The organism is Virgibacillus sp. M23 (genome assembly GCF_034190895.1).
GTDB classification, from domain to species: domain Bacteria; phylum Bacillota; class Bacilli; order Bacillales; family Amphibacillaceae; genus Virgibacillus; species Virgibacillus salarius.
Window position 1 is genome coordinate 1 of the sequence record NZ_JAWDHA010000010.1, and the last position, 22,674, is coordinate 22,674.

The following is a 22,674-nucleotide window of genomic DNA, read 5'->3' on the forward strand; positions in this document are numbered from 1 at the left end:
GTTGTAGAGCCTGATAATAGCGAAGGCCGGCTACTTCAACTCCTGTGGGAAATGTTTGACCTGAAGATCCACTTTTTTGAGCGGGTTTTGCTAAAAAAGTTAGCTGAAGGACAAACCCCACGGAAAGAGAAGTGGGCAGCCGGAGTGGTGGTCAAGCAAGCAGTAGCTATTATTCCATAATAGCTACTAGAGGGAGCGTAAATCTGAGCATTTAGTGATAAGGACTGAGCGAATTTTGCTCAGTTTTTCTTATTCAGGTTTTTTAGTTAAAACGTCATGATCAAATTGTGCTTATCATTGATTGTAATAAAGGTTGTAGTATAAGACGTGAATTTATAGGTATGTATTAATTCATTTGTATAGATTAATAAATTGACAGTTAATAAAATAGATTATAAACTTACATAAAGTAACTGTATTTCAAAATGTAATTATATAAAAGAAGAGAGGACAATGGTTATGGAAAGAACATTCTTTAGCAATCGTGCAACATATGTAGGCGACGTATCCATCCATGTTACGAATCTGAACAACTCACTTGATTTTTATCAGAACATCATTGGATTCCATATCCTTGAAAGGAATGAGCGGAAGGTGGTCTTAACAGCGGATGGCAAAACATCATTACTCACCTTAGAGGAGCCAGAAAAAGTATTATCTAAGCAGGTGAAAACAACGGGTTTGTACCATTTTGCATTATTATTACCAACACGTGCTGATCTTGCTTCTTTTTTAATGCACTGTTTGCAACAAAATGTCCAGTTAGGGGCATCTGATCACCTTGTTAGTGAAGCATTATATTTATCAGATCCAGATGGTAATGGTATTGAGGTCTATTCTGATCGACTATCGTCAGCGTGGGAGTGGATAAATAATCAAGTGACCATGGCAACAGAACCGTTAGAAGGTGAGGGGCTTCTAGCTGAATTGAAATCACCATGGATGTATTTACCAAATAAAACGGTTATGGGTCATATTCACTTGCATGTCGCACACTTAGAAGAAGCCAAACAATTTTATGTAGAAGGTCTTGGATTTAACGTCGTTTCCAACTATCCTGGTGCATTATTTATATCTACAGCGAATTATCATCATCATATTGGACTTAATATATGGAATGGTGAGGGAGCACCGGCACCGGAAAATAATAGTGTGGGTCTAAAATTATTTACACTTGTTTACCCAGATAAGCAAACATTAGATGATGCAATCGACCGCTTAAAGGCTAGTGAGGTTAAAATAAAGGAAGAGAATAATGGATACTTAGTGGAAGACCCTTCAAAGAATCTCATTCATTTACGGAAATAAAAAAGCTATCATTTCCTAGCTCTTTCTTTGAAGAATTTCTAAAGAAATTTAAATATGTCTACATGTTTTTGTGACTTTTTGATACATTAAACCGTAGTACAACTGATAACTTTTTGTAGAAGAGGAAGGTCACATGGCATATTTATTTTTGATTATTGGTTTCGTTTTGTTAATTAAAGGTGCAGATTTATTTGTGGATGGTTCATCGAATATTGCTAGATTGCTTCGCATTCCACCAATCTTAATAGGTTTAACAATCGTGGCATTTGGTACTAGCTCACCTGAAGCAACGGTGAGTATTGTTGCGGCTTTACAAGGTACTGCAGATGTTTCAATGGGGAACGTTATTGGGAGTAATATTTTTAATTTAACACTTGTCGTTGGGATTGCGACGATTTTGTTCCCAATCAAAGTAGAAAATGAGACGATTCGTAAGGAAATTCCATTTACATTATTGGCCAGTGTAGCACTATTAATTTTAATTAGCGATACGGTTTTACAAGGGTTTGAGATAAACTATATCTCTCGAAGTGATGGACTAATCTTTTTACTATTCCTTTCTGTTTTTATGTATTATGTGATTGAGGTCGCATTAAAGAGTAGAGAAAATACAGCGCAAGACAAATCAGCAAAACAAACAAAATGGGGGAAGAACATTTTAATTACAGTACTGGGATTAGCTGGTATTGTTATTGGTGGACAAATGGTAGTTAATAACGGGAAGGAAATCGCTTATTCACTGGGAATGAGTGAAGCTCTAGTTGGTTTAACAATCATTGCAGTTGGAACTTCCCTTCCAGAGCTAGTGACCTCCATTACAGCTGCTTTGAAAAAGGAAAGTGAAATTGCATTAGGAAATATCGTTGGAAGCAATATCTTTAATATCTTATTTGTACTTGGAACATCATCTGTGATTACGCCACTAGCTGTTAATGGTAAAGTTATTATAGACATTATCATGATGATTGGTTTAACGGTTTTGCTGCTAATTTTTTCGAGGACAAATTATCGAATAGGGAAGACAGAGGGAGTATTTCTTGTAGCTGGTTATGTGCTATATGTAGCTTACATTATTATTCGGAATTAACAAAAAAATAAGCATAAGATGAACTGCACCTCCGTTGTTAGACAGATCTTACAATAGGGTGCAGTTCAATTATACGTTAGTGCTCCTATTTTATAACTGTTGGTACCAATTTCTCGCAGCCTCTACCTCACTTAACGTTAACTGATGACCTTGATTTTCCCAATGTAATTTTACATTTGCTCCTGCATTTTCTAATAATTGCCTCAGTTCTTCAGATTCTTCAGCAGGACATATTGGATCATTCGTACCTGCTGCAATAAATACATTGATCCCAGAAAGATTTGGTAATGAAATTCCTCTTCGAGGTACCATCGGGTGATGAAGAATAGCACCTTTTAAGGGATTTTTATAATGAAAAAGTAAACTTACAGCAATATTAGCGCCATTGGAATATCCAACAGCAATGATATGATGACGATCAAACTGATAGTTTTCTGCAGCCTCATCTAAAAATTCATTTAGTTCTTTTGTACGGAAAATTAAATCTGCTTCATCGAATACTCCTTCTGCTAATCGTTTGAAATAGCGTGGCATTCCATTTTCAAGAATATTACCGCGTACACTGAGGATATTCGCTTCTGGATCAATTTTACTTGCCAATGGAATAAGATCCTGCTCCGTTCCGCCTGTACCATGTAATAATAAAAGCGTTGGTTTTGTTTGATCTGTTCCTTTTTGAAAGATATGCTTCATGATGAATCTCCTTCCTGGATTATGCGCGGCGTCCAACTTGTTTAAGAACATCAATTAACGATTTCTTTTGCTCATCGTTAATTCCGATAAACAATTCTTCAATAACCTTTTGATGCTTTGGGAATATTTCATCCATTAATTCCTTCCCAGCATGCGTAATATGAATATAAACAACGCGCCGATCTTCATGGCAATGTTGCCTTTCAAGTAGACCTTTCTTTTCTAGCTTATCAATCACGTATGTGATAGAGCCCGTACTAATTAATACTCCTTCCGATATTTCTCGAATCGTTTGATTTCCTTTATGGTATAGCGTTTCTAATATAGTAAATTCAGAAGTTCGCATACCATAGCTGCTGATATCCTTTTTTATTCGCTCCTGAACGGCTTTTGAAGACTTCATTAATACAACAAATGATTTTAATGATAGATTTTCACTCAATATTTAACCACCTTAGACATTTATATTTAATTAATTTATTATTAATTAAATGTAAATCATTCGTTAGAGTCTGTCAACTTATTCATGTGTGTAACAATCGTCATTTATTTCTTATCAACTCTCTTTTTCGTGCTAAAAGTCTTTGGAATTCTTCATCTAGTTCCTCTGAAGGTTCTATACTAAGTTTACTTAGTATTTCTGTAATTTTTGTTTCTAATACAATCAATTCTTGCTCTGTTGCATTTTCTTCCGTCTTTGGTATATGGTTTTTGAATTCGTCATAGGTACCTTCAAAGATGTCAACTGTACCACTTTTAAAAGCAATAATTCGTGAGGCAATGCTTTGGATAAAACGCCGATCATGGGAGACGAATAGTACTGTTCCCTGATAATTTTTTAGCAATTCTTCCAGTGCTTCTACTGCTTCGATATCTAAAAAATTGGTTGGCTCATCTAAAACAATGGTGTTTATATTACTTACAAATAACTTAGCAAAAGCAACCTTTACACGTTCTCCCCCACTAAGTACTTGCACACGTTTATACACATCATCTTGAGAAAAGTGGAGCCTTGCCAATACAGTCCGAATCAAGGTCTCATCTTGAATCGATGTAATACTGACATTCTTTATAATGGTTTCATTTGTATCAAGTATATCTAGGTTTTGACTAAAATAACCAATTTTCATTGATGGCGAATGATGAACATGTTCTCCTTCGTTTACCATTTTTTTAATGAGCGTAGTTTTCCCACTTCCGTTAGGACCAATTACGGCGATTTTATCTCCGCCTCTAACGTGAAAACGAACTTGATTAAAGAGAGTGCGTTTTCCCACCTTTCCTTTTAGGTCTTCAACACGTAAGATTATCCTACCATTTATCTTTATATCATTAGGTAGATTCATTTTAATGGGAGTAGGTTCTTTCACTTTATCCACTTTTTCTAGTTTCTCTAACCTAGTTTCTATGGCTTTGACTGTTTTCCGTAATTTTTTTTGTTTATTAGCAAAATAGGGTTTGGCACCTGTTATTTTGGCTTCTGAGTTAGTTGTCTGCTTTGGCTTTTTAGTTGCTCGTTGCGCTTTTTGTTCTTTTAATTCTAGGGCTTCTTCCAATTGCGTTTTCTTTTTGATATATTGATCATAAGCCTGCTCCTGCTGTCTTCTTTCGAGCTTCTTTTGTGCGCGATAATCTGAGTAATTGCCTTTGTATACGGACAATCTCCCGTCTTCTAATTCCCAAATGGTCGTACATAGTGCATCTAAAAATTCTCGATCATGGGAAACGATGATCAATGCACCATGCCATTTTTGTAGCTGTTTTTCCAACTTTTCAATATGAAATGTATCCAAATTCGTAGTCGGCTCATCCGCAAATAAGATATCTGATTTTTTTGCCAAAGAATGGTTTATATATTCTTGTGTAACTTCACCACCACTTTTGGTCGTAGTTGTTCGTTTCAATTGGGGAAGTAATTCACGTGTTCCTTGTGAGATTACCTCACCTTCTTCAGGCGTTTCTTCACCTGCCAGTAGTTGGAGCAAGGTTGTTTTTCCGCTTCCATTTTTTCCGACAAGACCTATTCGATGGTGCTTATGGATACGAAGTGTTTCTACATCAATTAATTTCCGATCCTGTATAAATACTTTTAATTTTTGAGCTTCCAATAACTTCATACATTTCATCTCCAATTCCTTTAAAAGTAGAGACAAAAAATGCCTCCCACTCATTTCAGAATAGGAGGCAAATGTGTATTGGCTAACTTACACGGTTGTCTGCGAATAATCAAATACATTAGACAGCGTTTTTTTAACCAGTCACATCAAGCACAATCCTATTCTGAAACTTCGTTAATGGCATAGCAAAATAAACAGATTGAATCTGTTATTAGACTACCCTTACTCGAATGTTTTCAGTGAATAGGATTAGTACTTCATGTAATTAGGTCACCCTTTACAATTTTATTAGTGCAATTATATATAATTTCCTTTATTTTGTCTATAATACAATCGGCTAATAATTCAAATATGGTGTTAGACATTTATGATAGCCCTTTACAAAAGAGCAAGTATTTTATATAGTGTATATACCTAATATTTCTAGGTAGGTGAGAAAATGTTTAACCGAGAGTTAGTAAAAGGAAGTACTTCCTTACTTGTATTACAGCTTTTAAATGAACGCGATATGTATGGCTATGAGCTAGTTAAGGAAATGGACCAGCGTAGTGAACATCATTTGCAAATCAAAGAAGGAACATTATATCCCGCGCTCCATAAACTCGAAAAACAGGGATATATTACTTTTTATTGGCAAGAGCAAGAAAAGGGACCAGCAAGGAAATATTATTGCATAACAGAGCAAGGGAAAGCAATGCTGGAAGAGAAAACAAATGAATGGCATCGCTATGTACAGGTGATGAACAATTTAATCCGGAGAAAGGAATCATGAAGACAGCAAGTCAATACTTCCTTCAAGAACTAGAACAAGCAATAGGTGATCATCCAGATAAAGTTAATATTTTAGCAGAATATGAATTACATGTTCATGAATGGATGAAGGAAGAAGGTGCTGAATCTGTAGATAACTATTCGAAATTAATTGAAAGACTTGGTTCCCCTCAAGAAATAGCACTTTTGTGGAGACAGGAAGCAGCGATTACTCCTAAAAAAACACAATGGTTATTCGTTGGTTTAAATATTGCTATGTTTCTTGGCGGAGTAATTCTAACAATAATTTATAATGTTTTCTCTTGGCATTGGGTGGAGCAATTATGGCATGGACTAACAGAGACTACTTTTATTATAATGATTGTTTATACATTATTTTGGGGACTATTAGGCTATGAAATTGGTAAGGAGTTTGGTGATGGTGGTAGAAGGCTATTACATAAAACGTTTATCGTCTCTGTTGTACCAAATTTACTGCTTATGTATTTAACCCTTTTTAAACTTATTCCCTATGAGTGGTTTCAGCCCTTGTTAAATGTGCCCTTTATCATGCTTTGTATAGGTTTTACAGTAGTTTTATATCCCGTGTGTTTGGTTGGTTTTCGTTGGGGACGTAAATTATCTGTATAATAAGTGCTTAGCCTTAATCATACGATACAGCGTAGTGATTGTTTTACTAAAAGTAGCGTGATAATAACAGCAACTTGATCGCGCTGCTTACACATTAATTTCAGATAAAAATTTTTAGTTATATACATAGTTATTCTATATACATAGTTATTCTATATATAAAATAACAATGTTTGGAGGGATTAGATGGTAAACCAAATAAATTTGCGAGGTGTGTGGTTATTATTAGTATCTTTGGGATTAGGGATAGTTGCAGAAGTTTGTTTTTTTCATGGTAAGATAGGTATCTCCTATATCGTATTTATTGTGGCATTATATATGGTAATATTTCTGCATTTTCAATTTGCATTTTATCATCGAAGAATTGGTATGCTGTTGATGGTTGTTATTTGGCTATTAGCAGGAAGTTATTTATATTTGGACTCGATTCTGTTTTATGAAATAAACTTAGTTGTTATTCCGTTACTTATATATTGTCATCTTGTCTTAATTACAACACCAGACCAATACGCTTGGGTTAGTATTGAATTTGTAACAATATTGAAAGAAAAGTGTAGCCAGTCCGTACGTTATAGTTTAAATGCTTGTGACGAATTATTTAAACGGGTTTTTAAATACAATAATAAGGATATGGTAATACCTATAAAACCCATACTGATTGGACTAGGAATTGGTATCCCATTGTTACTCATTGTTATAACCTTACTAATGTCTGCCGATAAGGTGTTTCAAGAATTAGTGCTGCGTGTACCCAATTTTATAATGCAAATGAATCTTTTAAAGGAATTTTGGCGTATAGCTATTGTGCTATTAGTAGCATTCTTTTTCTTCGGTTTGTTTCGTGTTTTGCCAAAAAAGCCCTCTACTCGTGAAGGGATAACAGGCCCACAAGAAAAAAATTGGAACGGGCTGACAGCAGTTACGATTCTTCTCATGCTGCTTTCTGTGTATTTACTGTTCGTGTGCATTCAGTTTTCGTATTTTTTTGGTGAAAGCCTTCATTCCGGTTACACTTTTGCTGAATATGCAAGGAAAGGTTTTTTTGAATTAATCATTGTAACATTAATTAATTGGTCGATACTAATTAGCTTTATGCGCTTCGTACAAAATACTAGTGTCAAGCTTAACCGTATGTTAAAAATTCTTTACACTTTGCTGATAGGTTTGACTTCGATTATGCTTATTTCTGCATATCAAAGGCTCAGTATGTATGAAGAAGCATATGGTTATACGTTAGATCGAGTATTAGCGCATGGATTCATGATCTTCCTTATGGTAATATTTGCATATACATTAATACGTGTATGGTTAACAAGACTATCACTTTTGCATTTTTATCTTATAGCAGGAATGATCTTTTATACAGGGATGAATGTGATCAATATAGAAAAGCTTGTGACAGATAAGAACTTAGAAAGATATGAAGAGACTGGAAAGATAGATATCTATTATTTGAACACACTTTCATATAGTGGATGGAATGGCTTGCTACAACTATATACAAAGGAACCTAACTATCATGGATTAGAGGAGTTATTAATAGGACGAATCAACCAGGTGCAGCGGAATACAGAAAAGTCGTGGCAATCCTTTAATTTTACTAGACAGAAGATAGAAGACAAATTAGATAATTTATATGTAGATTAAAAAACGATCCCTGGTTTTTCAATAGGGAGTTTAATGCAAGGGGGATCTTTATGAACGCATACATTCCTACACACGTTGCTATTATGATGGATGGTAACGGCAGATGGGGAAAACAACGAGGGTTAACGAGAAGTGAAGGACATTATGCTGGAGCACAAGCTATGGAGCATATTATCGATGCTAGTATAGAATTAAATATAAAAGTCTTAACATTATATGCTTTCTCATCGGAAAATTGGTCACGCCCAAAAGATGAAGTTAATTATTTGATGCAGCTACCTGTTAAATTCTTTAAACAAAAACTTCCAGAGTTTCAGAAGAGAAATATAATGATTCGCTTGTCAGGAAATATCGATGAATTGCCAAAGCGGACAAAACAGTCACTTATTCAAGCTGTCGAAGAAACAAAGAATAATACTGGAATCGTTGTTAACTTTGCCTTTAATTACGGAGGAAGAGCTGACATTTTACAAGCAATCCGTAAGATCATTGATGAAGCTCGAAATGAACAAATTGATATTAATCAAGTAGACGAAAAGTTGTTTCGAAATTACTTGTATACAAGTGAACTGCCAGATCCAGAGTTAGTAATTCGTACTGGTGGAGAAAAAAGAGTTAGTAATTTTCTATTATGGCAATCTTCTATGGCAGAGCTCTATTTTTCCGATGTGTACTTTCCGGATTTTAATGAACAGGAACTATGTGCTGCAATACGAGAATTTCAACGTAAACAATGGACGAAACATAGCGAACTATTAAGTTAAAAGCTCAAGCTTGGTCTAGCCAAGCCTTGAGCTTTTTTATAATCTAGGAAATTATAAAATAATTTTGGAGGTTATATTCTAGTTTCCATAAATAGCATTGACTATCTCTGAGCCTTATCCTTGCTTTAAAGATTCTGAACGGTTTGAAGCTTATAGTCTTTCAATTTACCTTGATAAATTGCTTGAAAATGATTAACTTGCTGTAAATCATGTGGTGTTACTAAGGATATAGGCTTATCAAAATCGACGATGTCACTCTCTTTCAATACACTTGCAACAAACTGAGAGCAAAAGAAAGCATTTTTTCGGTTAAATGGCATATTAAAAATAATGGCAATTAACCCTAAGAAATTATAGCGATACTTATCTTTTTCCTCTTCAAGCTGTTGAATATATGCTCGCATTTGCTGCCATTGCTGTTCCGTAATAGTAAAGGATAGAACTACACCTGTTGCCTGCTTAAATAGTCCATTTTTTACGTCCTCTTGAACAAACCCACCGATAAAAGGATTTTTAGCTGTTTTTCTTCCGAAACTATAAACACGTTCCAAAGAAGGATCAAACGAGATAGAAGCATGATTGTATGGTTTTCTAGTATATAACCGGATCAGTCTCGTAAAAACTGTCCCAGTATCTGTTAGCAGTATATAAACTTTTTTATTCTGCATAGCCCTCTCTCCCATTAAGCGATACTTCATGAGTTAAAATTTCTAAATGATAAGTCCAACTATATTAATTAATACGTAATAAAGTCCTAAATAGATTCTAAAAAATTTTTAGATTTTGTTCTAGTCTAGGAAATTATAAAATTAGCCATGTGGAAAAATATGGGTGTGTTGAGCCGTCCAGCTCCAGTGCTCAGAAACGAGGCGACTTCACGACACCCTAGGATAGTTATCATCGGCTTGTAAGCATACCGTGATTCCTTTATCTCCGTTGACTCGCTCCACAGTCGCTACGTTTCTAATTGAGCGCTTGTGTTTTTGTTCCTACTTAATCATAAGGTACTACTTCATTAATTATAAGTAGCTTAGGAAATATCTAGGTATACGACTTGAGATGTATATTTTCAAAACATGTGTTGACAAATTATAATACATGTAATAAATTTATTACACATGATAATTATTTGTTTGTCAATGGGGAAGAATAAGTGTCCATGGTAAATGCATTGATAATGAAGCCAGGAGTGTTAGAGAGAAATGGATAAGAAGCATCATTTAAATGGAGACCAGCTACTTGCCTTTTTTGAGGCATTAGCTAATCCTCATCGCTTAAAAATTATTTCTATTTTAGATCAGGAGCGAAAGTATGTTAGTCAATTGGCTAGAGAGGCAGAGATGAGCAGACCTTTATTGTATATGCATTTACAGAAGTTAGAAAAGGCTGGAATTGTCACGAACGAAATGGAGTTATCGCATGATGGAAAAGCAATGAAATATTATGAGCTCGCTTCTTTTGATTTTAGAATTACTCCAGAACTAATCAAAGAAGCAGCTAAAACAATAACATTTAAAAAGAAAGAAGGGAAATAGGAATGGATTCTGAAACAATGTATGAATTAGCAGGAATGCTTTTTGTTGTGTTTCTTATTGGGTTTGCGGTTGTATTACTTGTATCGCTTACGAAAGTGTGGCAGACAAGAATTAAAACTTCAAAGGAAGAGGTATATCAAAAACTTGCTGCCGAAGCAATTGAAGTACAAAAAGCGTCTAATACGCATCAAGAAAAATTAACTGCTGATATGAAAGAAATCAAAGAAAAGGTTGCTTCCATGGAAAAAATGCTAAAAGAAGTGGAGTAGCAGTGAGAAGCTCAAATATAACTTAAAGACTTGCCGCTAAGGCGAGCAAAAAAGGTTTTAAGATAGTGGTTATGTGAAATGTTTCAGGGAAGTTCTTCTAGCGTAATAAAAGACTCCGACTTCAAGCAACACTGATCGAGTGTTGTATGGACATTATAATGTGGAGCATTTTTCAATCGTCAGGAAGGTTTCAACCAACACATGGTACGTATCGATGAAATAGTTAAATCAACTTGCAATTTGGAAAATATGTGCTATTCTAGTAATAGTTAAAAATGAACGGAGGTTTTCCTAATGATTTTAAACAGACTACGTTTCCAAAAGATTGAACTATTAACTGAATAAGTTCAAGGACGCTGGCTTGTACTGTAGCGTAAATGGGAATAGTCTGCCTTTTAGGAAATCATATAGTTCTGTAAAAAAGGGGGGTATACCTCCCTTTTTTCGTTTAGAAAAAATAAAGGGTGATCTATATAATACAGTACACAGGCAGTGGTCTGTGTTTTTTATTTGGTTATAATTAGCCATCACAAAAGGGGCACTAACTATGGGGAGGAGTGGTTGTCATGACATTGTCAAAAAAACAAGTTATGGAATTGGCGGAAAAACATAATATGAATTTAGTGGAACAGTCGCTAAAAGAGAATCAATCTGGATTAGATTTTCATGTTTTCTTTGCGGAGGATCAGCTTGGTGATCAATGGGTGCTTCGGATGCCGAGGCGTAAAGATGTAATTCCAAGGGCCCGACAGGAGAAGCGAATATTAGATATTGCTGAAAGGAATCTTACTGTTCAAATCCCAAATTGGTCTATTTTCACCGATGATTTGATTGCGTATAAGCTATTAACTGGTATTCCGGCAGGGACTATTGACCCTGAAGCAAAAAGTTATGTTTGGGAAATTGACGACAAGAATGTACCAGTTGAATTTCATATAACCTTGGGAAAAGTAATAAAAGAGCTACATGAAAGTAATCATCAATCTGCTAAGGAAGCAGGAGTGACCGTTTATACACCAACAGAATCACGAGCATCCATGAAAAGCCGTATGGATAAAGTGCAGGCAGAATTTACGATTAGTGATTCATTATGGGAGCGTTGGCAAAGTTGGCTTGAAACAGATGCGATGTGGCCAGAACAAACAGCAATGATTCATGGTGATTTACATGCAGGCCATATACTAATTAATAAGCACGCGGAGGTTACTGGGATTATTGATTGGACAGAAGCTAGAGTAGATGATCCTGCTAATGATTTTGTAGCGCATCTTGCATCATTTGGAGAGGATGCCGTGAAAAAATTAATTGCTGCATATCAAGAAGCTGGAGGTTATGTTTGGCCAACCATGTTTGAACATATTGTTGAGCTTACTGCAGCTTATCCGGTTTCCATTGCCGAATTTGCATTAATCTCTGGAATAGATGAATATAAAAACATGGCACAAGAAGCGTTGATGTTAAACAACTAGTCTTGTTTACTAGTATGTGTCAAAAAAGGAGACAGGGACGAAAGTGTTTTAAGCAAAGAAAAAGCGATGACTCGTGCAATTAAACGGATCTGGCAATATACTTCGCTTTATGTGGGCGGCTAACGAGTCTCATCGTGTTAACGTACTATGTGGCTTCGCCTATGCCTTTTTCCGCAGGATAAGGCATAGGCAGCGCTACATCGCACGTAGAAAAGCGCTCTTCTTTTTCAAGAAGTCTACGTATATTTCCGGAGTTATAGTAGTACATTCTTCATTTAGAATTGCATTTAGCTAAGTACCGCCTTGATCATTCTTTCTTTGTTGCCTGTGTCATTTGATTCCAAATAGAGCCTTTTGCTTCTTCTCCATCTTCAATTCGTGCTAAAGCCATCTTCACTTGCATTCTAACTTCAAATTCAGGATCTTCCATAGCAGTTCTTAGAGCTGAAATAGCAGTTTCATCTCCTAGCTCGTATAGAAACATCGCTGCACGCCAGCGAACAAGTCTGCTTTTATCAGATAAGGAGTGGATTATCTCAGGTATCGCCTCTTTAAATCCAAGGTCGGAGAGACAATCTCCTGCTGTTCGCCGAACATTGACAGCTTTATCTGTTAATGCTTTATATAAATAGGGAAGTACGTCTTTGTCTTCAATCATGCCGAGATAGGCAGTTGCTAATCTACGAATGGATGATTTTTCATCCTCTAGTGCTTTGTCTAAAACAGGTAAATCTTCTTTTGTTGGGTTCATTTGATCCAACGCAGCATAGCGTTCTTTCCAGTTCGGATTATTAAGCATTTCAAGTGTCACCTTTTTATTTAGAGAGGAAACAAAGGATGTATCATTAGTTAAGGCATAATTGACAAGGTCAGATAATCGCTGGTTGTCGTAACTTGCTGAAACCTCCTCAACGACATCCTGTCCGATCTCCTCTAGATCACCGTATCGCGGGTTTTGCTCGATCCATTTTCGTTCTTCAAGCATGTTTTCTGAAGCTGTGGAAGCGTTCATTGCAGCGTTCATAAATCTATCAGGCAGGCCGAAGCGTTTTTCATTGTCACCTTCTGTTAATTTCACCTGCATCGGAATATAGCGGAATGTTTGAATATAAACATGGACTTCTCCAAAAGCCTCTTCGTTACTAGCGCTGGTCGAAATAACATCATCATTTTCTTTTTCTACTGATCCTAAAACTTCTCGAACCGCCGGAAGTATTTCCTCCCAAGCAACTCGCGGATTTCGCTCCAGTGCGATAAAATTAATGACGCGGTAGATACCTTTTACTCCTTTAATTTCGAACAATTCTTGTATATAAACAGGTGCATCCTGTTTGTCATCAGCTAATGTAAAGTTTTGAGTTTGTCCATCCGTGAGGTGTTCATCAACATTAATTTTCATGGAATATGGGCTAGGTGTTGGTTCAATTGATACAATCTTCATAAAACATTCCTCCTTTTTAGATTAAAGCTTAACGCTAGTTGAATGAGCTGCCGACTTAACATTTATCATTCCTACTTTTTGCTGCAAGAGCTAAGCGATAGTAACTATTAATTTTAACAAATGGCCAAAAGATAATCTATATGGATATATTAAAATTCTAATAGTATATGGTTGGTATGATATAATAGTAAGGTTGATTTTAAAAGTTAGCTTACAGGGCATCTTCTCATGTAGGAGATGTTTTTAATCGTATAGGAGGATGGAAAGATGGAAAAAGTATCAATAAACGAATCAAGGACAGTGCAAACAAGGCTGGTGCTCCCACCAGATACGAATCATTTAGATACTATTTTTGGTGGAAAGGTATTGGCTTATATCGATGAAATTGGTGCTCTTTGTGCGATGAAGCATGCAAAAAGTGCGGTTGTTACGGCATCAATCGATTCGGTTGATTTTCTTTCATCAGCGAAAGCCGGAGATTCCTTAACATTGGAAGCTTTTGTTACATATACAGGAAGAAGTTCAATGGAAGTATATGTGAAAGTAACGGCGCGTGATCTAATTAATCAGGTTGAAAGATTAACAACGGAATCATTCCTCACAATGGTTGCAGTCAATGAACAAGGACAACCTATCCCTGTGCCACAAGTATATCCAGAAACGAATGAAGAAAAGAAATTACATGAAACAGCTCCATATCGAAGAGAGAATCGGAAAAGGCGTGCGACAAATAGAAAGTAGAAAAAAGAGGCAGGGACAAAACACACTTCTTTACTCAAAATACGAATAATCATGTTATCAATAGGAGTATCATCGCCGCACCGTGAAACTATACGCTCTTTCCGCGAGCACAGCCTCAGCTAACTTGGTAAAGAAAAACACGTTACCAAGTGGATCTTCGGACTCGTGCTGTTCCCGCCGGATCCTCGCTTATTTCAGGTGCTAAATTTATTATTCTAATCAAAAAACGAAAAGATATTTAATTCAAATTAATTATCTTTTCGTTTTTTATTGTTTCTTCATTCTTTTGTCTCAGCCTCTTTTTTGTAGAGAAAAGAATAGCTAGCAGTCATCCATTTATCATTCCTGCCGTTGTTCCAGTAAATTTCTAAACCGTTCTTTAAATAGCCTACGATCTTCTTTTGAAAAAGGTTTCGGCCCTTTTGTTCGTTGCCCACTTTTTCTTGCCATAGCACTTAAATAGCGTGTTTGTAAAAGCTGGTCAATATTTTCGTTCGTATAAAGGAAGCCTTTGTGATGAACTACTTGACAGTGTTTAGCAAGCCCTAAGGATGCAAGGCCGTAATCCTGAGTTACAATAATGTCACCTTTTTGTACTAATTTCATAATTCGATAATCTGCTGCGTCAGCACCTGCATCAACATAAATAGTTTTGACTCCATCTAATTCGCGTCGATTAGAAAAATGGGAAAAGCTTTGAACAAGTGTAACAGTAATTTCAAATTCATTCGCTAACTGAATGACAGAATCCTTTACAGGGCAAGCATCTGCATCTACATATATTTGCATGATAAAACTCCTCATTTGTACTTATATCTTGGGGTGAGCATAGTTTGAAAGCTCTCAAATGTCAAGTTAAAGTATATGTTTTGTTTTGGTTATTAATGTGCACTTTACAATAGTGTACGACATACACCATAATGTTTTTAGGAGTTGATAAGATGAGCGATATTAAACAGCACTTAGATAAACTAACGCAGGAACTACGTAGGGGTACGCTAACAATTGGTGTTTTAAGTCAATTATCGAAGCCACAGTATGGATACTCTCTAGTAACGAAACTAAATGGAGAGGGAATCCATGTTGAACCAGGGACGTTATACCCATTGCTAAGAAGACTAGAAAAGCAGGGATTGCTGGAAAGCACTTGGAATACAGATGAAGCCAGGCCACGGAAATACTACATGTTAAGCAAAAGAGGTGCAGAAGTATTTGAACTATTATGGCAAGAATGGGAGGAAATGGTGGATAGCTTAAACCATTTAATTGGTTTAGAAAAAGGAGGAGACTCGGATGGAAATCATCGATAGGTATATTTACGCAGTGACGCAGCGGCTGCCTCAATCGCAGCGAGCAGATATTTCTCAAGAGCTTAAAGGTCTAATTACAGATATGCTGGAAGAACGAACGGATGGAAAGCGTACTACTGATAAGGACGCTGAGCAAGTATTACTCGAGCTAGGAGACCCAAAGCAGCTTGCGGAGCAGTATCGTGAAACAAAAAAGTATATCATAGGTCCTGAATTTTATGATCCATTTATGACGGTTATGAAAATAACATTATATTCTGTTGTTATTGTTATGAGTTTTGAATTTGTAATTCAAATTATCATTAACCCAGCAAGTCTATTGGAGCAGTTTGTAGATTATATTGTGTCATTTTTCACGATGATACCTATGGCGATTGGCTGGGTAATAGCTGTATTTGTATTGTTGGAGTATGTTCAAGTAAATGGACAAGATTTGAATATAGAAAAGAATTGGACACCATCTGATCTTCCGCAACTTCCCGACCTAAAAAGACAGATTAAGCGATCCGAACCGATTACAGCGATTATTTTCTTTATAATTGTTATGGCAATGGCGGTCTTTTCAAGTAACTACTTTGGCGTGTGGCGCTTTGAGACAGGAGAATTTGCTACTGTAGTCCCGTTCTTAAATGAGGATACGTATTCAGGTTATATGTTATTTATCCTTCTCATTCTTAACCTGGCTATAGTTAAAGAAATTGTCAAACTAATAAAAGGAAAATGGACTAGTAAATTGCTTATATTTACGGTGGTGATTGATATAATAACCGTTGTGGTAGTTCTGTTGATGGTAACCGGGCCTGATTTTTGGAACCCCGCGTTTATGCAAGAACTTGAGCAGGCTGGTATGATAACAGAGAGAAGTGAAAGCTATGAAACTGTTGAAAAAATCTGGGAAACGGCAACTCTTTGGACATTAATTTTAATGATTGTAGGGTTAATATGGAATATCATTGCTGGGTGGTTAAAAGTTAGAAAAATGAATAAATAGATGTTTTCTTTTTCCGCCATATTGATTATAATTACTATCAATTATAATCAATATGGTTTTTTATTAGGGAAGAGGTGGAATTGATGAGGTTAGTTGAGCCAGCTCAGGAATGGGAAAAAGAACACCGAGCTTATGTGGAAGAATGGGGACTGACACGGATGATTCCTAGTAGTTTTGACTTAACAGGACATGACACTTATGGTGCCTACCTGAAGGCAAGGACTTTAAGACAAAGCGGTCATGGGAATCGTGTACCAAGCTCAAATTATTTCTTAATTAATGATGAGAATAGAATAGTAGCAATGGTTGATATTCGACATGAGCTTAATTCTTTTTTATTAAATGTTGGTGGGCATATTGGATACAGTGTTAGACCCTCCGAACGTAGAAAGGGATATGCCACTCGTATGCTTCATGAAGCTTTGGGAGTGTGCAAGGATTTAAAGATAAAGCGTGTACTAGTAACATGTGATGAGGATAATATTGGTTCAGCCAAAACCATAGTAAATAATGGTGGGTTAGAGGATAATAGCTTTATTGATGAAGATGGCACACTGAAAAGGAGGTTTTGGATCAACAATGACTAACAGCATTGATTCTATCATTATGGAATACATGAAAAAGGAAGACTGGCCAGAGGTAAGAGATATCTATATAGAGGGTATTAAGACAGGAAATGCAACATTTGATACAGAACCACCAACTTGGGATGAGTGGAATAGTAAGTATTTACAAACATGTAGACTTGTTGTACGTGAACATGGTAGAGTCGTAGGCTGGGCTGCTTTACTGCCAATTTCATCTAAGAAAGCTCACGCTGGTGTTGCGGAGCTAAGCATTTATCTCGGTGCAAAAAGTAGGGGAAAGGGATTAGGGAGAAGGCTAATGGAATTTCTAGTAGCGGAAAGTGAAGCTGCTGGTTTCTGGACACTACAATCTGGTGTTTTCCCAGAAAATGTAGGAAGTATTTATTTACATGAAAAAGCAGGATTCTATGAAGTGGGTATTCGAAAACGAATTGGAAAACTAGATGGCGTATGGCGTGATGTTATTTTATTGGAGCGGCGAAGTAAAGTTATCGGGATAGACTGAGCTGCTAATAAAGATCGCACCAGTTTTATCCCACATATAACTGTCAGTAAGCCCCCCACTTCAAGCAATAAAGTGAAACCAATATTGGTAAGTGGGGATCGACTGTCAGTAAAGGTCTGATTGGAGGATAAACAAAATCCCCCACTAATTGAAGTTTCCTTTTATTTGACAAGCCCATTCCTTTAGCGATTTTGCTTGGTTGGATCTCTTTTTTCTCCGTTTTTCACTTCCTTTAGTGTAGAATTCACCAAGATGCTCTTCATTGTGTTGCTTTTCAACAGCTTGTTTGCATTATACACCAACCTGTTTTATCCTTTTCCTTCACCTAAATTTCAGATCGAAAGCTTTTGCCAAGTTCATCACTAATACCAAAGTAATGTCTAAAATTGTATAGTAGTGGACTCCATTTGTTTGGATTAATATGATTTTCATTCATAATAATTTCCTTATGTGCATGTACATGGATAGCCTGTGTTTCAACAATTGCAAAGAATGGAGCGTATTCGGGAATCTGAATATTCTTCACGATCGCTTCAATTTGTATGGGGCACTCTGCAATACGATTCGGCTTAACCTCTTTGGAAGGACAAGGAGTTAGCCCGCTAACAGCATACTTTTCCTTCTCATACTTGAATCCATTGTCTTTTTTAAAATTTGGTACAGGGTCTTTCCCGGTGTATGGAGCGAGTCGTTCAACATTCTCCCAGAGGGAAGGGTCTGGAATATTAAGAACACATTCAGGATGTCTCTCTAAGTTTTCGATTGCTTTCCCACCTAGACCAATTCCTAATACGATCGTATTACCTAATGCCCACGATGATGACAATGGACTAATATTAACTGTTTCATCCTCATTGCATGTGTTTAGTAAAATAACTGGTGTTCCGTAATAAAGAATTTTGGGTTGAATTGTTTCAGTGACGGGTACGTGCTTCCATTTTTTTGTTCTCATGTTTCTATCTCCTTTCATTCATTAATTTGATTGTATAACGTAATTATTTCGATTATCATCGAAATATGAATTACAAAAGGAGGAAGTCTATGAAAACAAATACAAATGCGGCGATAATAGCTTCACTTGTAAGTGAAGCGTCAAGAGCTGCCATATTAACGGTATTACTAGACGGTAGATATCATCCTGCTAGTGAGTTAGCGTATATGGCAGGAATAAAACCTCAGACAGCAAGCTTTCATCTAGCAAAAATGGTTGATGCAAATGTCGTAGCTGTTTCTCAGCATGGAAGGCATCGATATTACGGAATCCAAAGTCAAGAAGTTGCTCAAGTAATGGAATCTTTTTTATCGATAGCACCACCTATTAAGATTAAGTCTTTAAAGCAAGCAAAGGAAGATAAAGCCATTCGTTATGCTAGAACTTGTTATGACCATCTTGCTGGTAATCTCGGTGTAGCAATAACGACTTCCTTCCTTCATAAAGGTTTAATTGATGAAAAGAAAGAAATATTTACAATTACTGAGGATGGGAAAGAATTTTTTACAAGTTTTCAAATAGATCTAGAGAAGCTAAAAAAGAAGCGTCGTTCTTTTTCACATAAATGCTTAGATTGGAGTGAAAGGCGACCACACCTTGCCGGTGCACTGGGAAATGCATTGTTAGAGCGTTTTATAGAATTACATTGGATTCAGCAATTACCTAAAACACGTGCGATAAAAATTACAGCTGAGGGAGAAAAAGGATTTAAAGAAATATTCGCTGTCGATATGTCACATTCATCGTAAAAACTGCAAATGTATAATTTGCCCCAATTTCTAGAAAATATTTAGAAGTTGGGGTTTTATTTTGTGTTAAATTTATTAGTCTTGGTGTTATTTAATGATTTTACCTATTGTAATTTATCTGAAAAAGTAATATACTACATTACATGACTAATGCACTAACCTACATCTGATTGGAAGGGAGGCTGCAGGAATGCATTTGAGTACTGATGGCACGAAACCTATCTACGTCCAAATTGCAGAATGGATCGAAACAGAAATATTAAATGGTAATTTCCAGCCAGATGATAAAGTATTTTCTCAATATAAACTCGCAGAGATGTTTACCATAAATCCTGCAACTGCAGCTAAAGGATTAAATATATTAACAGACGAAAAGGTTTTGTATGGAAAAAGGGGACTTGGAAAGTTTGTAACAACGGAAGCAAGATCAATCATTGTTGATAAACGGAAGAATCAAACATTAAAGGGACTCATACTGGAAGTAGCGTTGGAAGCAGACCGGTTAGATGTAGACGAAGAAGAGTTAATAGAAATGTTAAAGCTAACAATGAAGAAGCAAAAGGGGGATGTGTAATGGGATTGATTACCTGTGAAGAATTAAGTAAAAGTCGAGGAGGCGAAAATGCATTAAATGACATTTCCTTTTCTATCAATGAAAATACAATTACTGGACTGGTTGGTAGGAATGGGGCGGGAAAAACGACATTATTAAAGATTCTTTCAGGATTATGGAGGGAATCTTCTGGGAAAGTGCATGTTCTTGAGGAACATCCTTTCAATAATTTATTTGTTGCTGTTAACTCTATTTATATTGATGATCAAATGGTATTCTCACAGACACTTTCTCTTAAGGATATTCTTATAGAGGCGGAACGATTTTATCCAAATTGGGATAGGGAATTAGCCAATCGTTTATTTGAATATTTTCAATTCCATCCGAAGCAGAAACATGGTCAATTATCTAAGGGGAAGCGAAGCACCTTTCATATGATTTTGGGGCTAGCCTCAAGATGTGCAGTGACAATCTTTGATGAGCCAACAATAGGTATGGATCATGCTGTTCGAAAGGATTTTTACAGAGCATTATTAAAGGATTATCTTACTGTTCCGCGAACGATTATCATTTCTAGTCATCACTTAGAGGAAATAGAAGAATTGCTAGAGCATGTCCTGTTGTTAAAGCACGGAAAGAAATTATTTCATTTGCCAATCGATGACGTTAAGAATTATGCGATTGGTTTAACAGGTAGAACTGAAATAGTAAGGCAATGGGTTAAAAATAAACAGATCATCCATATGGAGAATGTTGGTGTAAATAGCTCCTATGTAGTTATTAAAAATGACCCATTTGATTTAGATCAGGCTAGGCGACTTGGCATTAGCGTATCACCTGTTACTCCCAGTGATCTTTGCATTTATCTAACTGATCAGGAACAAGGGAGGATTGACGATGTCTTTAAATAGTATTTCATTTAGAAGTCTGGTTTACAGTCAGTATATATATAAATTAAAAAGCTATATAGGATTATTTAATTCTTTGGTTGTTTTACAGCTACTTGCCATTCTTTTTGCTCTAGGTGGCTCTGGTATGAGTGGTACGAGTGGATATGGGATTCGTATAGATGTTAATTATTACTCCGCCGATTTAGTTATCATCTTCACCATCCTTTGGGCATTTTTTAGTTCTATATTAATGACAACTAGAAGCTATCAAGAAGAAAGCTATACATTTGTTACGAATCGGCTTAGTAATAATCTTTCAAATATCGCAGTCATATTGACTATGAGTATTATTAGTGGTTCAACGGCATTACTATCCAAGCCGTTAATGAAAGTAGTCTTATACGTAATTGGTGACACATTTTTTATAGAAGCAGAAACGGCGATTAGCAGGATGGATCAACTAAGTGGAATTATAGCGACCATTTTGTATATTTTATTAGCAGGCTCGATTGGCTATCTTATTGGCACTGTTACGCAAATGCATCGACTTCTCACTATCATTGTTCCGGTTGTATTCATAGGAATACTTGTTGCTTTTGATGGGGAAGGGCAATTCACTTCCAAAGTGACAGCGTTTTATTATCAAGAAACCTCCATATTACTATTTAGTGCAAAGATGGTTGTAACGATTGCCTTATTATGTAGTGCAGCTACACTACTTAGTAATAGAAAGGAGGTTAGACAATGAATGATGTTATCGTAACCTTTTTACCTATTGTCTTACTTCTTGTTATTATTATAATCGTATTTGTTATATCAAATGTATGGAAGAAATATGTAGGTGGTTATAGAAGAGGTATCAAGTGGTTGTTTGCACTATATATTATGACGCTACTTATTGCTGCTTGTATTTCTTATATATTACCAATTGAAAAGCCAATTAAGGAAGAGAAGGTAGAGAATGTACCGTATATATATGATTATATAGAAAGTGGAAGGAAAGATGAGATTGATCCTCGGTTTATCCGTCGACAATGGGAATATTCATTGGCAGAAGAAGAACTGCAAATCTATGCACCTGAGAATAATTTCAATGGTACAACGATTCTCGTAGAACGGACGGATGATTTAAAAGACAAGGTTGAGGTCACTTTTTATCAAACACCTACTTATATGTATGGAAAGCGAATGACAGATCAAGCCCCGTTACCAATTATCAAGCAAGAGAAAAATGTACTATACATGATGAAGCCAGAAGAAGTTTCAGTAGAGGAGAATACCTTTAAGAGGGAATTTCCATTTAACCAATTTACTGGTGAGGAATTTATGAGTAATGGTGCAGACATTTCTTATGGTCAGGATTTACTTTTTGTCCGTATTGATCATTCCATTAAGGTTCACTTAGATGAATCTGCTGGAATGCATATATTTAAATCAGAGTGAGGCTTTCCCTAAAGGTTTATACAGTGATGTAACTGAAAGGACGAACAATAGTAGTGAAGCGTAGGAAATATACGTAGACTCTACGGGAACAGCACGAGTCCAAAGATCCCTGTAGCGACTCGAAATGAGGAGCTACAGAAACGGAGGCCGTGCCCGTGGAAAGTGAAGTATATTTCCGATGCT

27 protein-coding genes are annotated in these 22,674 nt (G+C 36.2%); 20 read left to right on the forward strand and 7 right to left on the reverse strand.

The annotated features are described in order from the left end of the window. The 3 genes from RVS70_RS05910 to RVS70_RS05920 all read left to right on the forward strand — a co-directional run. Positions 1 to 180: hypothetical protein (locus tag RVS70_RS05910; RefSeq protein WP_321132743.1), on the forward strand; the 180-nt coding region annotated here is incomplete at its 5' end. Positions 181 to 459: 279 nt separating this feature from the next. Beyond that, a complete protein-coding gene (locus RVS70_RS05915) occupies positions 460 to 1,308 on the forward strand; it encodes a VOC family protein (RefSeq protein ID WP_026679873.1) in 849 nt (282 codons plus the stop codon). Between the two features lie 133 nt (positions 1,309 to 1,441). Beyond that, the gene (locus RVS70_RS05920) at positions 1,442 to 2,395 is read left to right on the forward strand and encodes a calcium/sodium antiporter (RefSeq protein WP_026679874.1); all 954 of its coding nucleotides are present in this window, start codon (positions 1,442 to 1,444) and stop codon (positions 2,393 to 2,395) included. A gap of 90 nt (positions 2,396 to 2,485) precedes the next feature. On the opposite strand, the gene RVS70_RS05925 is transcribed toward RVS70_RS05920, so the two are convergent. The 3 genes from RVS70_RS05925 to RVS70_RS05935 form a co-directional block, all read right to left on the reverse strand. Next, complete coding sequence (locus tag RVS70_RS05925; RefSeq protein WP_321132763.1) at positions 2,486 to 3,091, reverse strand: alpha/beta hydrolase; 606 nt, start codon at positions 3,089 to 3,091, stop codon at positions 2,486 to 2,488. A gap of 16 nt (positions 3,092 to 3,107) precedes the next feature. Then, positions 3,108 to 3,530: a MarR family winged helix-turn-helix transcriptional regulator gene (locus tag RVS70_RS05930; RefSeq protein ID WP_026679876.1), complete on the reverse strand. Its 423-nt coding sequence runs from the start codon at positions 3,528 to 3,530 to the stop codon at positions 3,108 to 3,110. A 100-nt stretch (positions 3,531 to 3,630) separates the two neighbouring features. Next, positions 3,631 to 5,205 (reverse strand): Vga family ABC-F type ribosomal protection protein, encoded by a 1,575-nt coding sequence (locus RVS70_RS05935; protein ID WP_026679877.1) that lies wholly within the window; start codon positions 5,203 to 5,205, stop codon positions 3,631 to 3,633. A gap of 439 nt (positions 5,206 to 5,644) precedes the next feature. Between RVS70_RS05935 and RVS70_RS05940 the strand changes: the two genes are divergently transcribed. From RVS70_RS05940 to RVS70_RS05955, 4 genes are all read left to right on the forward strand, one after another. Further along, positions 5,645 to 5,977 carry a PadR family transcriptional regulator gene (locus tag RVS70_RS05940; protein ID WP_026679878.1) on the forward strand — a complete coding sequence of 111 codons (333 nt, stop codon included), beginning with the start codon at positions 5,645 to 5,647 and terminating at the stop codon, positions 5,975 to 5,977. After that, positions 5,923 to 6,606: an HAAS signaling domain-containing protein gene (locus tag RVS70_RS05945; protein ID WP_226983605.1), complete on the forward strand. Its 684-nt coding sequence runs from the start codon at positions 5,923 to 5,925 to the stop codon at positions 6,604 to 6,606. Before RVS70_RS05940 ends, RVS70_RS05945 begins: the two co-directional genes overlap by 55 nt. 186 nt (positions 6,607 to 6,792) lie before the next feature. Further along, positions 6,793 to 8,253 carry a DUF4153 domain-containing protein gene (locus tag RVS70_RS05950; protein WP_121604400.1) on the forward strand — a complete coding sequence of 487 codons (1,461 nt, stop codon included), beginning with the start codon at positions 6,793 to 6,795 and terminating at the stop codon, positions 8,251 to 8,253. 50 nt (positions 8,254 to 8,303) lie between these two features. After that, positions 8,304 to 9,017, forward strand: a complete 714-nt coding sequence (locus RVS70_RS05955; protein WP_034678401.1) for an isoprenyl transferase — start codon at positions 8,304 to 8,306, stop codon at positions 9,015 to 9,017. 125 nt (positions 9,018 to 9,142) lie between these two features. On the opposite strand, the gene RVS70_RS05960 is transcribed toward RVS70_RS05955, so the two are convergent. Beyond that, a complete protein-coding gene (locus tag RVS70_RS05960; protein ID WP_034678403.1) occupies positions 9,143 to 9,685 on the reverse strand; it encodes a hypothetical protein in 543 nt (180 codons plus the stop codon). Positions 9,686 to 10,219: 534 nt separating this feature from the next. On the opposite strand from RVS70_RS05960, the gene RVS70_RS05965 reads away from it, so the two are divergent. From RVS70_RS05965 to RVS70_RS05975, 3 genes are all read left to right on the forward strand, one after another. Beyond that, positions 10,220 to 10,552, forward strand: coding sequence for an ArsR/SmtB family transcription factor (locus RVS70_RS05965; protein ID WP_026679882.1), 333 nt, complete (start codon positions 10,220 to 10,222; stop codon positions 10,550 to 10,552). 2 nt (positions 10,553 to 10,554) lie between these two features. Beyond that, positions 10,555 to 10,821, forward strand: a complete 267-nt coding sequence (locus RVS70_RS05970; protein WP_026679883.1) for a hypothetical protein — start codon at positions 10,555 to 10,557, stop codon at positions 10,819 to 10,821. 566 nt (positions 10,822 to 11,387) lie between these two features. Beyond that, positions 11,388 to 12,290 carry a macrolide 2'-phosphotransferase gene (locus tag RVS70_RS05975; RefSeq protein WP_121604401.1) on the forward strand — a complete coding sequence of 301 codons (903 nt, stop codon included), beginning with the start codon at positions 11,388 to 11,390 and terminating at the stop codon, positions 12,288 to 12,290. Between the two features lie 307 nt (positions 12,291 to 12,597). Here the strand turns inward: RVS70_RS05975 and RVS70_RS05980 are convergent, their stop codons facing one another. Continuing rightward, positions 12,598 to 13,731, reverse strand: a complete 1,134-nt coding sequence (locus RVS70_RS05980) for a conserved virulence factor C family protein (protein WP_026679885.1) — start codon at positions 13,729 to 13,731, stop codon at positions 12,598 to 12,600. 267 nt (positions 13,732 to 13,998) lie between these two features. Between RVS70_RS05980 and RVS70_RS05985 the strand changes: the two genes are divergently transcribed. After that, positions 13,999 to 14,472, forward strand: a complete 474-nt coding sequence (locus tag RVS70_RS05985; RefSeq protein ID WP_026679886.1) for an acyl-CoA thioesterase — start codon at positions 13,999 to 14,001, stop codon at positions 14,470 to 14,472. Positions 14,473 to 14,811: 339 nt separating this feature from the next. Here RVS70_RS05985 and RVS70_RS05990 read toward each other — a convergent pair whose 3' ends face one another. Next, on the reverse strand, positions 14,812 to 15,261 hold the full coding sequence (locus RVS70_RS05990; RefSeq protein ID WP_026679887.1) for a YaiI/YqxD family protein: 450 nt from the start codon (positions 15,259 to 15,261) through the stop codon (positions 14,812 to 14,814). A 152-nt stretch (positions 15,262 to 15,413) separates the two neighbouring features. Here RVS70_RS05990 and RVS70_RS05995 point away from each other — a divergent pair, with 152 nt between their 5' ends. The 4 genes from RVS70_RS05995 (at position 15,414) to RVS70_RS06010 (ending at position 17,865) form a co-directional block, all read left to right on the forward strand. Then, complete coding sequence (locus RVS70_RS05995; RefSeq protein ID WP_166530416.1) at positions 15,414 to 15,782, forward strand: PadR family transcriptional regulator; 369 nt, start codon at positions 15,414 to 15,416, stop codon at positions 15,780 to 15,782. After that, complete coding sequence (locus RVS70_RS06000; RefSeq protein ID WP_205389473.1) at positions 15,766 to 16,773, forward strand: HAAS signaling domain-containing protein; 1,008 nt, start codon at positions 15,766 to 15,768, stop codon at positions 16,771 to 16,773. The genes RVS70_RS05995 and RVS70_RS06000 overlap by 17 nt, the downstream gene beginning before the upstream one ends. Positions 16,774 to 16,856: 83 nt before the next feature. Continuing rightward, a complete protein-coding gene (locus RVS70_RS06005) occupies positions 16,857 to 17,360 on the forward strand; it encodes a GNAT family N-acetyltransferase (RefSeq protein ID WP_034678406.1) in 504 nt (167 codons plus the stop codon). Beyond that, positions 17,353 to 17,865 carry a GNAT family N-acetyltransferase gene (locus RVS70_RS06010; RefSeq protein ID WP_246484719.1) on the forward strand — a complete coding sequence of 171 codons (513 nt, stop codon included), beginning with the start codon at positions 17,353 to 17,355 and terminating at the stop codon, positions 17,863 to 17,865. The genes RVS70_RS06005 and RVS70_RS06010 overlap by 8 nt, the downstream gene beginning before the upstream one ends. Positions 17,866 to 18,190: 325 nt before the next feature. Here RVS70_RS06010 and RVS70_RS06015 read toward each other — a convergent pair whose 3' ends face one another. Continuing rightward, positions 18,191 to 18,817 (reverse strand): flavin reductase family protein, encoded by a 627-nt coding sequence (locus RVS70_RS06015; RefSeq protein WP_026679892.1) that lies wholly within the window; start codon positions 18,815 to 18,817, stop codon positions 18,191 to 18,193. Between the two features lie 89 nt (positions 18,818 to 18,906). Here RVS70_RS06015 and RVS70_RS06020 point away from each other — a divergent pair, with 89 nt between their 5' ends. The 5 genes from RVS70_RS06020 to RVS70_RS06040 all read left to right on the forward strand — a co-directional run bounded on the left by RVS70_RS06020 (position 18,907) and on the right by RVS70_RS06040 (position 22,491). Further along, a complete protein-coding gene (locus tag RVS70_RS06020) occupies positions 18,907 to 19,605 on the forward strand; it encodes an ArsR/SmtB family transcription factor (RefSeq protein WP_121604405.1) in 699 nt (232 codons plus the stop codon). Positions 19,606 to 19,795: 190 nt separating this feature from the next. Beyond that, a complete protein-coding gene (locus tag RVS70_RS06025; protein WP_026679894.1) occupies positions 19,796 to 20,179 on the forward strand; it encodes a GntR family transcriptional regulator in 384 nt (127 codons plus the stop codon). After that, positions 20,179 to 21,069, forward strand: coding sequence for an ATP-binding cassette domain-containing protein (locus tag RVS70_RS06030; protein WP_026679895.1), 891 nt, complete (start codon positions 20,179 to 20,181; stop codon positions 21,067 to 21,069). Before RVS70_RS06025 ends, RVS70_RS06030 begins: the two co-directional genes overlap by 1 nt. Next, the gene (locus tag RVS70_RS06035; protein ID WP_205389475.1) at positions 21,056 to 21,796 is read left to right on the forward strand and encodes a hypothetical protein; all 741 of its coding nucleotides are present in this window, start codon (positions 21,056 to 21,058) and stop codon (positions 21,794 to 21,796) included. The genes RVS70_RS06030 and RVS70_RS06035 overlap by 14 nt, the downstream gene beginning before the upstream one ends. After that, complete coding sequence (locus RVS70_RS06040) at positions 21,793 to 22,491, forward strand: hypothetical protein (protein WP_321132744.1); 699 nt, start codon at positions 21,793 to 21,795, stop codon at positions 22,489 to 22,491. Before RVS70_RS06035 ends, RVS70_RS06040 begins: the two co-directional genes overlap by 4 nt. Positions 22,492 to 22,674 lie beyond the last annotated feature (183 nt).